Source organism: Pseudomonas sp. FG35 (assembly GCF_057809295.1).
In genome coordinates, this window is record NZ_JBMDJR010000002.1 from 304,236 (window position 1) to 316,278 (window position 12,043).

The 12,043-nt window shown below is 60.4% G+C and carries 8 protein-coding genes; all 8 read right to left on the reverse strand.

Annotated elements, in window-relative coordinates:
• Positions 1-127 precede the first annotated feature (127 nt).
• Complete coding sequence (locus ACODTD_RS05450; protein WP_201819092.1) at positions 128-1,252, reverse strand: mannuronate-specific alginate lyase; 1,125 nt, start codon at positions 1,250-1,252, stop codon at positions 128-130.
• 8 nt (positions 1,253-1,260) lie between these two features.
• Positions 1,261-2,712 carry an alginate O-acetyltransferase gene (locus tag ACODTD_RS05455; protein WP_221615080.1) on the reverse strand — a complete coding sequence of 484 codons (1,452 nt, stop codon included), beginning with the start codon at positions 2,710-2,712 and terminating at the stop codon, positions 1,261-1,263.
• 10 nt (positions 2,713-2,722) lie between these two features.
• Entirely contained in the window at positions 2,723-4,294 is a 1,572-nt protein-coding gene (gene algG, locus ACODTD_RS05460; protein WP_201819093.1) for a mannuronan 5-epimerase AlgG, read from the reverse strand.
• Positions 4,295-4,320: 26 nt separating this feature from the next.
• The gene (locus ACODTD_RS05465) at positions 4,321-5,802 is read right to left on the reverse strand and encodes an alginate export family protein (RefSeq protein WP_201819094.1); all 1,482 of its coding nucleotides are present in this window, start codon (positions 5,800-5,802) and stop codon (positions 4,321-4,323) included.
• Positions 5,799-7,205 (reverse strand): alginate biosynthesis TPR repeat lipoprotein AlgK, encoded by a 1,407-nt coding sequence (algK, locus tag ACODTD_RS05470; RefSeq protein ID WP_201819100.1) that lies wholly within the window; start codon positions 7,203-7,205, stop codon positions 5,799-5,801. Before algK ends, ACODTD_RS05465 begins: the two co-directional genes overlap by 4 nt.
• Positions 7,206-7,214: 9 nt before the next feature.
• Positions 7,215-8,384: an alginate biosynthesis protein Alg44 gene (locus tag ACODTD_RS05475; protein WP_011332558.1), complete on the reverse strand. Its 1,170-nt coding sequence runs from the start codon at positions 8,382-8,384 to the stop codon at positions 7,215-7,217.
• Between the two features lie 35 nt (positions 8,385-8,419).
• Positions 8,420-9,901: a mannuronan synthase gene (gene alg8, locus ACODTD_RS05480; protein ID WP_176247718.1), complete on the reverse strand. Its 1,482-nt coding sequence runs from the start codon at positions 9,899-9,901 to the stop codon at positions 8,420-8,422.
• An 83-nt stretch (positions 9,902-9,984) separates the two neighbouring features.
• Positions 9,985-11,301, reverse strand: coding sequence for a nucleotide sugar dehydrogenase (locus ACODTD_RS05485; protein ID WP_011332560.1), 1,317 nt, complete (start codon positions 11,299-11,301; stop codon positions 9,985-9,987).
• Positions 11,302-12,043 lie beyond the last annotated feature (742 nt).

Consider the following 12,043-nt stretch of genomic DNA (forward strand, 5'->3'; position numbering starts at 1 on the left):
TCCAGATTCACCACAACTCTTGTGGGAACTGGCTTGCCAGCGATAGCGTCGGGTCAGTCGACATCAGTGTTGAATGTCGGATTGCAATCGCTGGCAAGGCAGCTCCCACAGGGTTTTGTGTTCTGCCTTACGATCCCTTGTTGCCCTTTTCATGGGACGGGTCGTAGACCTTGGTCAGGTCGCCGCCGAGGCGGAAGGTCTTGAACGGCTGCATGCCGTGCTTCTTCTCGATCACATCCGGCGAGCAGGTGTAGAGGGTGCAGAACGGTTCAAGCCAGGCGAATTTCATGTCCTGTTTCAGGTCGGTCATGTCCTGCTCTTTGCCGTTCTTCTTCTCGAACTGATCCGGGTCTTTCACCCCGGCCAACACCCGGTCACCCAGACGTTTCAGCGCGCCGTTGTTTTCCTGACGCAGATCCACACCGTTGACCTGGGCGAAACTGGCGATCATCGCCAGCGGTGGCAGGGCGTAGTTGTGGTAGGCGAGGGCGCGTTGCTGGCGCTTGAGTTCGTTCGGCAGATAGCCGTCGGCATCGATCTGATTGACGCCGACCTTGTATTCCTTGACTGCCCAATCGAACAGGTCGCGGCGGTTGGTGGCGACCGCTGTCGCCATCACCGACCAGGCTGCCCAGTACGAATGGTTGTTGGTTTTTTCCAGCGGTAGGTTGTCCCAGTCGCTGACCACCTGATCGGCCATTTTGCTGAACCAGGCTTCGATCACCTGGGCTTCCTGCTGGTGCTGGGCCAGCGGATGAGAGTCGGAGAACTTCAGGCGAATGTACGAAGAGGCCATGCTGCCCAGCGCCCATTTGCGCATCGACTTGCCGGTGTGGTTGAAATCCTTCGACATCAACGCATCGGCCTTGGCCCAGGCGGTCAACCAATTCAGCGTGCAATCCAGTTGTTCCGGACGGCCGTCGCGCATGAACTGCATCACCCGCTTGGCAGTGCCGCGCTCAAGTGTGGTGATGTCTTTGGTGGTGTCGCGAAAGGCTTTTTCCGACTGCACGTTCAGCGTTGCGCGGGCCTTGTCCGAGCCTTCGTATTTGCTGCGAAATTGCAGTGGCCCGGTGTATGGCGTCGGCATCGCATCGCAGCCTTCGCTTTTGTCACCGGTCTTGAATTTATCCACAGGCGCAAAGTAGCCCTGAGGAGGACGCAGTGGTGCGGCGGCCTGCGCGGTGCCGGCGAAGATCGCCAGCCCGAGCAGTGTCGGCGCCAAAAGAGTTTTCAGTTTCGGATTTCGCATAGCAGACCTCATTGCCCGACCTGAGCGGTTTGTGGCCCAGCGCCCGGGAATACGTTGCGTTTGCAGATTTTCGCTTCGACTTTCTGTGGCGCGGTGCCCGCTTCCGGGCCCTGGACTTCGACCGCCAGCAGGTTCTGCGAGGCCCAGTCTTCGTCCGTGCGCAACTCAAAGGCGAAACGACCGTCGGTGTCGGAGGTTTCCGGTTTCTCGATCTTGATGTCCTCGTGGCGACCGTTCATGTACCAGAGGGTGGCTTGCAGGGTTTTCACCGAGGTGTCGGCGAAGCGGATGTCGACCTGATGGCTGCTGTTCTGCAGGTTCAGGTTCTTGCTGTTGACCAGCAGTTCTTGTTTGCCGCCCGGCTTGAGCGTGGTGCTGGCGGACATTTGCGCCTCTTTGCCTTCGCAGCCGTTGTCCAGCAGCGCCATCATCTGGCGATAGATGGTTTCCTGGTCGAGGCGGTACAGCGGCGAGAATTCCCAGATAAGGATTTTCGGCGGCGTCTTCTGGAATTCGTCGCTGCCCAGGTACTGCAGCATCGAACCTTCCAGACCGCCGCCGGGGAAGGCGACGTTGAGAATGTCGGCGCCGATGGCTTCTTCGAGGAAGCCGGCGAAGTTGTAGTTCTTGCCGCTGTGCGAAGTGCCGACCAGGGTGATTTGCGGATTGCCGGAATCACCGAACAGATCGCCGTCGCCAGCCTCGCCTTTCGGCTCGGTGGTGAACTGGTCCATGTACTGGATCGCGTAACTGGTGCCGCACAGTTGCCCGGCCATGTTGTGCAGGGTGCCGGTCTTGCCCATGCGTCCGGAGCGTTTGGTTTCGAATTCACGCTTGGGAATATCGGCGAAGGCCGGGATCTGCTTGACCTTCTCGGCGACGATTTTCGCCGTGCGCTGGGCGCCGTACGGCGTCCAGTGCTGGTCGCCGCGGAAGTAGAAATCGTGGGCGGGCAGGGTGTCCGGCAGCGATTCGTTGGTCAGTGGTGACAGGTCCGGCACCACGTAACCCATCTTGGCGAAACGGCCGAGCATGGTCTTGTAGTTGCCCAGCGCTTTCTCGTAATCGAACGCGGCTTTTTCTGCCGGGTTGAGCTTGTTGCGGTTCACCAGACCTCGGGTCGGCTGGTAGACGATCACCAGTTCAACGCCTTTGGCCTTGAACGCATCGTGCAGCTGTTGCAGGCGTTTGTAGCCGGCCGGGGTGGTGTTGAACTCGGTGCGCAAATCTTCCTGGGTCCGGAACAGCCAGTCGCCCTGGGCCTGTACCAGAGTGGTGAAGTTCTGCTGGTAGCGAGTGGTGTAGTTCTTCGCGTCGTGGGCGGCCGGGCACAGGCTGCAGCAAGGCTCGGCCGTGAATTTCGGCGGCTGGACTTCATCTGCGCGGGCGCCGTTGCTGGCCGCCAGGATGCCCACGGTCAGGGCCGACAGGCTGAGTAATTTGATCAGGTGTGGGTGCATAAAATTATCCTCAGTCCTGCAATTCGGTCTGGCGTTCGACAGGGTCGATCAGCACGGCTTTCTGCTGGCGCACCAGCAGGTCGAGAATTTCATCCTGGCGCTCGCCGAGGATGCCGTTGAAGCTGATGCCGCTGGATTTGGTCGGCGCCAGCATCGACACGCGATACAGCTCGACACTCAGGGGCGAATCGATCGACAGCGGGCCGCTGCCGTTGGCCGCCAGTTCACCGCCGACCACGATCAGCGAGACCTGGGCGTCGAACGGGTCGAGCTTGATGTCACGGTCGGTGTCGGTCAGGTCCTTGATGTGCCCGTAGACGCCGGTCAGGCCGTTGGCCATGGCGACGTTTTCGTAGAGGCGGATGTTCACGCTGTTACGAATACGGATGCCGTGGCGCTTGTTGCTGATGACCTTGTTGCCCCACAGCAGGTTGTCGGCAGACTCGTAGAGGGTGATGCCGTCGGTGTGGTTCTTGTAGATCTCGTTGTAGGCAATGATGTTGTTGACGCTGTTACGGTCGATCACCAGCCCCGAGAGGTGGTTGTCGTAGCTTTTGTTGTTGAAGATGAAGCTGTCGTTCACCTCACGGGAAATGATGATCCCGTGCTTCTTCTTCGTGCCGTACACCGTGTTCTCGGCAATGATCAGACCGTGGGAACGGTCGTGCGGGTCGATGCCGTAGACGATGTTGTCCTTGTAGGTGTTGCCCTTGACCACGAAGTCGCGGGTCTCGTAGCAGTAGAAGCCGTACCACATGTCCGAGAACTCGGAACCGACGATCCAGCCGGTCGGCTCGGGACGCTTGAGCACCTTGGCCATGTTCGGCGTGTACTGGGAAATACTCACGCCGTAGGACTTACTGTTGGCGTAGCCGAAGCTGGCCATCTTGCTGTTGACGATGTAGGTCTCGGTGCCGCCCCAGGCCAGCAGGAACGGACGGAATTCCTTCGGCGAACGGAACGTCGCCGGGCCGTTTTCCTTCTCGCGCCAGCCGGTGACTTTGGTGTCACGCACGAACAGCTGGCCGTCGTTGACCAGGAACGAACCAGCCTCTTGCGAGAGACGCAGCTCCTGGGTCTGGCCGTCGATTTCGAGGATGCCTTTACGGCCGACCACGATCGGCAACTTCGCCAGGTAGACGCCCGGCGAGGTTTCGCTGAAGTACTGCTTGGGCAGTTTCTGCGCCAGTTCTTTCAGGTTCATGTAGCCGTCGTCGACGAAGATCGCCTGCGGTATGCCGTGCTGACGCACCACCCATTCGGCCATCTTGTTGTCGCCGCCGATGAAGTCCTTCAGGGCGTCTTCCTGCATCATCCGGCGCACGCTGATCTTGCCCGGTTTGCTGCGCACGATTTTCGCGGCGGCGGCTTCGGCGGTGTAGCCGGAGAGGTCGGGCAATTTCGGCTTGGCCAGTTCCAGCGCTTCGGTCGGCGCGCTGCTGACGGTGTAGGTTTTGGCCTGTTGCAGCTCCTTGGCGGTGGTCACGGGTTTGGCCGGTTCCACACTGGCGAAGGCGCCGGCCGAGGCCAGCAGCATAGCGCCGGCCAGCAGGCTGAGTGAGCCTTTGCGGGCACTGTTCATGTCGGGCACTCCCTTGGCGGTCAGCATCAGAAGCGCCAGATCACGTCGATGAACGCGCGGTGCATGTAAGAATCAACCTGGCTGCCGTAGGCATCACCCGGCTTGAACACACCGCCACGGAAACGTACCAGCGCCGACGGCTCGTCGATCGACTGGCTCAGCGCCGCCGGCAGCAAGCCTTGCTTGAAGTACTTGGTGACCACCAGATCCATTTCCTGGCCCAGATCCTTGTTGCCGTCCTGCAGTGGCAGCGAGGTGCTGGAGAGGATCGCGCCGGTGACGTCGTCGGTGTTGTTTTCCACGGCGTTGATGCCGTTGCTGCCAACCGGCTTGTTGCCGTCCACGCGCCAGAACTTGTGGTAGATCAGGCTGGCGTCGTACTGGTCGTTGAGCATCCAGGAACCGAACAGGGTGGCGGTCTGCATGTTGTTCATTTCGCCACGGAAGGCCTCGCCGAAACGGTGAACGCGGGAGCGAGTACCGGTGTAGTTCGAGCGGTTGCTTTCCAGGCCGTTCTGTTCGTAATCGGCGCTGGCACGGGCATATGCCGCACCGACCTGCCATTGCGGATCGAGGCGCAGACGCACACCGATGTCGGTGGCCCAGCCGTCGGCGTTGTCACTGCGCTTGGCTTGCGCCGGACGAGTGCCATCGGCGTTGAGGGCGTTGACCGTGTCGCGGTCGCCGCTCATGCCGGTGATGCTGCCCCAGTAGTTGACGGTGTTGGTGTTGCGCCAGTTGTAGGCGTCGCTGTCGGCGGTCAGGCCGAGCCAGCTGATGTCGCCGTTTTCTTTCTTGTCCAGCGAGTCGCCGGCCACGCCCGGCTCCGGATAGTCGAGCTTGCCGTTGTCATGGGTGTGGTGGCCGCGAATCCCGACCCAGTTGCCCGGTGTCCACTGGTAAGCGGCATCGGCGTAGGCGTGCAGGCGATCCTTGTCTTTCGGCGCCAGCTCTTTCAAGTCGGTGCGGTATTCGCTGAAGCGTTCGGCGACACCGGCGTTGGCCCGCAGCAGGGTGGTGTCGAAAGTCCAGTTCAAGGCTTCGATGTTGGTGTCGCGCCACTGGCCGTCGTCGTTGCGCAGGCGCTGGCGACCGAACTTGAGGATCTCGCCGGGGTAGGGTGTCAGGCCGCTGTAGCCGACCCAGAACTCGCGCATCGCCAGGTAGTTTTTCTTGGTCTTGCGGTCGCCGTTGTCGGTGGTTTGTTCACCGTCGGACTGCTGCAGGGTGTCGGTCTCGATGATGTCAGTCGAGGTCACGGCCTGGCCCATGGCATAGGCGCTCCACGCGCCGCTTTCGCCGTAGACCCACGGGCGCAGGTCGAGGCCGAGGCCGTTGACGTCGCCGCCGCTGGCGGTGCCGAGGTCGCGGTCGTCTTCGGACTGACCGGTGATTTTCACTTCGAGGCCGAAGTTTTTCGATTCAGTCATCGCGGCCAGGGTCGGGCAAGACCAGATCAACGCGAACGTGAGGCCAATGCCGGCCTTCACAAAGGGATTCAATTTCATAATTTTTCCTCGCCGTCTTCTTCTTGCAGGGCGTGCAGTTGCAGCGTGTTCTGGCTCAGGGCGCCACGGGTCGCCTGTTCCTGTTGCAGCAGGCGCTGGGCTTCGGCCAGGCGCTCGGGCGGCAGCTGGGCGGCGAGGGTGGTCGCCAGCTCATCGGCTTGCGGGGTGTTTTGTGCTTTGGCCAACTGGCTGAACACGTAGGCGTTGACCGGGTCGGGCTTGGTGCCCTTGCCTTGGGAAAACAGCTGGGCGATGGCGAAGTCGGCGCTGTTCTGGCCGTTGCGCGCAGCGGTCAGCAGATGGTCGAGGGCCTTCTGCGGATAGACCTTGCCCAGGTAGCCACGGCGATAGATCTGGCCGAGGTAGTAATCGGCGGCGACTTCGCGGCCGACGGCTTTCTGGAAATGTTCCTCGGCGACTTTCGCGTCGGCCGGGACCAGTTTGCCTTCGTAGTAGAGCTTGCCCAGCAACAGTTCGGCGCGCGGCTGGTCGGCGGCGCGACCGTTGTCCAGGTACTTCATCATCTGATCGATGTCGCCCAGTTCCGGGAAGTCATATAGCAGTTGCGCAAGGGTGACCCACGACGCCGGGTAGCCCGGAGCGATCGGTTCGAGCAGCGACTGCGCGGTTTTTTCGTCGGTCTTGCCCAGGGTCGAATCGGCCAGCACACGGGCTACGGAATCCACCCGTTGAGCACTGACGGTGCCGCGGCTGTAACCGGCCTGCAGTTGCTTGATCAGCTCGGCCTGCTGCTCCGGCGCGCCACGTTTCTGATAGACCGTGGCCAGTTCGACGTAGCAGATGTCGGTGGTGTTGAGCGCGGCCTTGCAGATATTTTCCACGTCATCCAGATGCTGGTCGTAAGTGCCCTGGGTGCGATACAGCAGCACCTGCGCGAGACCGGCTTCCGGGTAACCGGATTTGCGCCACTGGTCGATCTGCTGCTGGGCATTGATGTTCGGGAAGCTGTGCGGGTATTGCAGGTACAGCATCGCTAGCGGGATCAGCGTGTTGCCTTCGCCACTGGCGGCGGCTTTCTTCAGCAGGCTTTCGGCTTCCTGATGCTCAGCTTCGGTGGAGCCGGGCTTGGCCACCAGCAAACGACCGAGTCGGGCCTGGGCACGCGGCGAAACACTGGCAGCGGCGCGGTAGGTGGCTTCGGCCTGTTTCATCTGTTCCGGGTCGCGGCTGTCGACCTGAATATCGGCGAGACCCACTTGGGCTTCGCTGTAACCCAGATCGGCCAGCGCACGGTAGTTTTGCGCGGCGGTTGCGGTGTCACCGCGCTTGAGCGCTTCGTTGGCCAGACGCTGGTCGGGCAGGCCGGCGCAACCGGCCAGGGCGATTGCCATGGCCAGGGTCAGCGGGACCGGCAGGATTCTGATAGGGCTCGTCACGGGCATGTCCTCGACTTAAAGACCGGCTGCCATGGCTTTGTCGATCAGCCAGTTCAGGTTCGGACCGCGGTCGCTGTTCACCTCCACCGGGCGGCCGGCGAAGCGGCTGTCCAGCGGCTCGTCAGGCTGGATCTGCACGCGGATGTCGGAGGACAGGTCAGCGCTTTTCAGGCTGGTGCTGCTGACAATCTTGCCGGTGCGGGTCTTGTCTTCGCCGGCGATCTGGAAGCTCACCGGGGTGCCCGGACGCACGTCGCCGAACTGGCGATAGGAGAAGCGCGCATCGACGGTGGCCTGGGTGTTGCGCGGCACCAGTTGGAAGATCACGTCGCCCTTGCTCGCGTACTGACCGTCGGCCACCAGTTGCTGGGCCACGGTGCAATCGCACGGCGAGGTCAGGGTGCCGGTCATTTGCTTGCCGAACAGTTCTTCAACCTTGGCCGGAGACAGTTGATCTTCTTCCAGGTGACCTTTGAGTACGTCGAGCATGCTGGTACTGAACGTTGCCAGTGGAGCGCCTTTGGCGGCGACGCCGTCGGACTTCACCAGGCTTTGTACGGTACCGTCGCGCGGCATGGTGATGTTCATCCCCGGCACGCTGACCAGACCGGCCTGCGCATGGCTGACGAAGTACATGCTGTACACCGATTTGAAAATGAAACCCGCCGCCACCAGGCCGACCGCGAAGATACCGGCGCTGAAGGTCACGGCTTTCAGGCGCCCGAACGGGGTCATGCCGGAGTCGCCGTCCTTGACCTTGCGCGCTTTGGTGAAGTTGTCGCGCTGCAGGGTTGCCAGCACTTCGCCGATGCTGACGATGTCGCCGGCCAGGTGCGAAGTGATCAGGTGGCGCAGGGTCGAAATGTCCTGCGGCTCGAGGTTCTGGAACTGGCAGCCAGCACGACCCGTCTGGCGGTCGTAGGAGCGCACTTGCAGTTCAACGTCCATGGCCAGGCCGAGGTTGTCGATGACGAACTGCAGACGCGCCTTGTACACCTCGCCGACGGTCAGCGGCAGTTGTCCGGCGTTGAACGCCAGACCACCGGCGGACAGGTCGAGGACCCGCGCTTCAACCGGAGTCCGGTCGGGGCCGAAGAAACGCAGCTTGGCCGGGATTTTGACCCGGGCGTGCTGACGCTGGGCTTCGGATTCATGCACTACGTTGACGTTGACGGCGGTATTCATGGGGGCGATTTCCTTGTTAATTCAATAGGGGCAGGTCAGACCATCATCAGCAGCACGGCGACGAAAATGCTGCCGGCGGAGAAGGTCATGGTCCGAGACGACCAGGTGTTGAACCAACGTTGAAAGCTGGCGAGATCACGGGTCAGGGAAGTGGGTTGGCGAGTCCAGGATTGTTGATCGAGGCGGAAGAACACGTAGATCTTCACCAGCGCACCGACGATCTGGTTGTAATAGAGAATCGCCGGGTAGGCCGGGCCGATCCGGTGGCCTGAGCAGGACAGCAGCAGCGTCAGGATCAGACGGGTGATGCCGATCCACAGCAGGTAAACCAGGATGAACGCGGTGCCGTACTTGAAGCTGGCGATGATGGCCACGGTCAGGCCGAGCAGCGAGGTCCACATCGATACGCGCTGGTCGAACAGCACCACCGAGGTGAAGGCGCCGAGGCGTTTCACACCCAGGCCCAGCGCTCGCGAGTTCTGGCGCAGGTTGTTGCCGTACCAGCGGAACATCAGTTTGCGGCTGGCCTTGATGAAGCTCTTTTCCGGCGGGTGTTCAACGGTGTTGATCGCCGCGTCCGGCACGTAGAAGGTGTCGTAGCCCAGACGCATCAGGCTGAACCAGCTCGACTTGTCGTCGCCGGTCAGGAACTTGAAACGACCCAGACGCCAGTGTTGCAGCGAGTCGCTTTCGACGTCGGCGATGAATTCCGGGTTGGTGACCACGGTGGCGCGGAACACCGACATGCGCCCGGTCATGGTCAGCACGCGCTTGGACAGGGCCATCGAGCACATGTTGATGTGGCGCTGGGCGAAACGCAGCTTGTGCCATTCGCTCATGATGTAGCCGCCGCGCACTTCGCAGAACTCGTTGGTGGTCAGGCCGCCGACGTTGCCGAACATCTGGAACCATGGCACGGTTTTGCGCACGACGCCTTCGCCGAGCACGGTGTCGCCATCGATCACGGCCACCACGGCGCGGTCGTCCGGCAGGTGACGGGAGATCGCGCGGAAACCAAACGCCAGGCCATCGCGCTTGCCGGTGCCGGGAATGCGCACGAAGTCGAGTTTCACCCGGTCTGGCGGATTCATCCGCGCCCACAGTGCCTTGACCAGCAGCTCATCGGACATTTCGACGATGGAGCAGACCACGGTGGTCGGCAGTTCGCAGTCGATGGCTTCGCGGATCACCGAGCTGTAGACCTGCGCGGTGGTCAACGCGTCGATGCGGAAGCTGGTGACCATCAGAAACACATGGGACGGATCCGCCGCCTTACCCAGCTTGCGAACCTTGCGGCGCAGGTGCGGGTAGACGATGTAGAGAAAAATCATGCCGCGCACAAAGTGCGTGGCACCCATCGAATAGCGCCAGATACCCACGGCGCCAATCAGGAAAATGAAGTCCTTCGACTCAGAGTCGAATGTGGACGTGGGCAGCATCAGGGCCAGGCCCATCAGCAGGCTCAGAAACAAAAGCCAGCCGGCGGATTGCAGAAAAAAATGTTTGAGCTTGGACATGACCGTCATCCGAAGGTGATGGGGGCTTCAAGCCGCCCGCCGATTCACGGCGTGCGGCCTGAAGCTCGAGGCTTGCTGCTGCGTTACCAGCAGATCCCTTCGGTGCGGCTACCGGCACTGGTGGCCTTGGACATGAAGCCCACCAGGTCGATCACCTGCTTGCCCTGCGGCGCTTCTTCGGCGAGGGCGCGGAACTTCTCGTCGCGGTTGCCGAGGATGATCACGTCGGAGTTGTCGATCACCGAATCGAAGTCCGAATTGAGCAGGGACGATACGTGCGGGATCTTCGACTCGATGTAGTCCTTGTTCGCGCCGTGGACACGGGCGTACTGGACGTTGCTGTCGTAGATGCTCAGGTCGTAACCCTTGCCGATCAGCATCTCGGCCAGTTCCACCAACGGACTTTCGCGCAGGTCGTCGGTGCCGGCCTTGAAGCTCAGGCCGAGCAGGGCGACTTTGCGTTTGTCGTGGCTTTCAACGATGTCGAAGGCGTTCTGTACTTGCGATTCGTTGCTGCGCATCAGCGAGTTGAGCAGCGGCGCTTCCACGTCCAGCGAGCCGGCACGGTAGGTCAGGGCGCGCACGTCTTTGGGCAGGCACGAACCGCCGAAAGCGAAGCCCGGGCGCATGTAGTACTGGGACAGGTTGAGGGTCTTGTCCTGGCAGACCACGTCCATCACTTCGCGGCCATCGACGCCCACTGCTTTGGCGATGTTGCCGATCTCGTTGGCGAAGGTCACTTTGGTGGCGTGCCAGACGTTGCAGGTGTATTTGATCATCTCGGCGACGGCGATGTCCTTGCGGATGATCGGTGCGTCGAGTTCTTCGTACAGCGATTGCAGAACGTCACCCGACGCCTTGTCGAACTCGCCGATGACGGTCATCGGTGGCAGGTCGTAGTCGGCGATCGCGGTGGATTCACGCAGGAACTCTGGGTTGACCGCCACGCCGAAATCGACGCCGGCTTTCTTGCCGGAGCAGTCTTCGAGAATCGGGATGACAACGTTTGCCACGGTGCCCGGCAGTACGGTGCTGCGCACGACGATGGTGTGACGGGTGGACTTTTCACGCAGGACAAAACCGATCTCGCGGCATACCGCTTCGATGTAGTTCAGTTCCAGGTCGCCGTTCTTCTTGCTCGGCGTACCGACGCAGATCATCGACAGGTCGGTGTCGCGAATCGCTTCGGCGAAGTTGGTCGTACCGCGCAGACGACCGGTCTGGATACCTTGTGCGAGCAACTCACCCAGGCCCGGTTCAACAATGGGAGATTTGCCAGCGTTGATCATGTCGATCTTGTCTTTGGCAACATCGACGCCCACCACGTCGTGGCCCCGAGCAGACAGGCAACCGGCACATACTGCGCCAACGTAACCCAAACCAAATATGCTGATGCGCATCGCAATTACCTCTGTATATATCAGGCCTTAGAGGGCCGGAGTTAATGGTGTTCAGCGTTCATTAGTGCACTCGAAAGTGCGGCATACAGGCGCCACAATGCCGTGTGCAGGCATACTAAGTTTCGAGTGTCTAAATAAGTGCACTCAAGATGTGCGTAACCAGGCCTTGTTATTATGACGTGCCCTGTTATGCAGCCGATCTTCTTTGGAGAAGACTCTTGTGCAATCGTCTTGCGCGCTCGATGTCAGGATTAAAGTCCCGTAAATCAAGCGGTTGGGTGCTCAGGCGAGCACGTTTATAAGGGCGCGGCCATGGCCTTTGTAGGGGATATTAATGGTGCGTATCTCCTGTCCATCGTCTGTTTTGAGACTAGTTAGTCATCTAGGCAAGTTGCTGTGACAACTTGGTTACATGGCTATCTGCTCCGCGTAAGTTATCTCGTACAAACTCGGCGAGAATCGTTACCGGTGGTATGAGCTATGCATTCGGACGAAGTTCCTGTCCGCTCATCGCGAAATCTGAAATTTCTTGAAATATTGTCAGAGATGGCACCAGTATCAATTTGATAGCAATTTCGTTTTCGACCTTTAATAACAGGCGAAAAATCACGTTAGATAGTTTTGTGCCACTACGGTGAAAAAATTTAGGTGCCACTACTGAAAAAAATGATCAGTGTCGAGTGAAACTAATCTTAGAAAAGACAGGGAGGTTTTTCTGGCGCCAGTAAAATGGCGAAATGTG

Coding starts and splice junctions, on each gene's coding strand:
- algG (WP_201819093.1), bottom strand. CDS start 4,294: ATGAACAGTGCCCGCAAAGGCTCACTCAGCCTGCTGGCCGGCGCTATG.
- ACODTD_RS05485 (WP_011332560.1), bottom strand. CDS start 11,301: ATGCGCATCAGCATATTTGGTTTGGGTTACGTTGGCGCAGTATGTGCC.
- ACODTD_RS05450 (WP_201819092.1), bottom strand. CDS start 1,252: ATGCGAAATCCGAAACTGAAAACTCTTTTGGCGCCGACACTGCTCGGG.
- algK (WP_201819100.1), bottom strand. CDS start 7,205: ATGCCCGTGACGAGCCCTATCAGAATCCTGCCGGTCCCGCTGACCCTG.
- alg8 (WP_176247718.1), bottom strand. CDS start 9,901: ATGTCCAAGCTCAAACATTTTTTTCTGCAATCCGCCGGCTGGCTTTTG.
- ACODTD_RS05455 (WP_221615080.1), bottom strand. CDS start 2,712: ATGCACCCACACCTGATCAAATTACTCAGCCTGTCGGCCCTGACCGTG.
- ACODTD_RS05475 (WP_011332558.1), bottom strand. CDS start 8,384: ATGAATACCGCCGTCAACGTCAACGTAGTGCATGAATCCGAAGCCCAG.
- ACODTD_RS05465 (WP_201819094.1), bottom strand. CDS start 5,802: ATGAAATTGAATCCCTTTGTGAAGGCCGGCATTGGCCTCACGTTCGCG.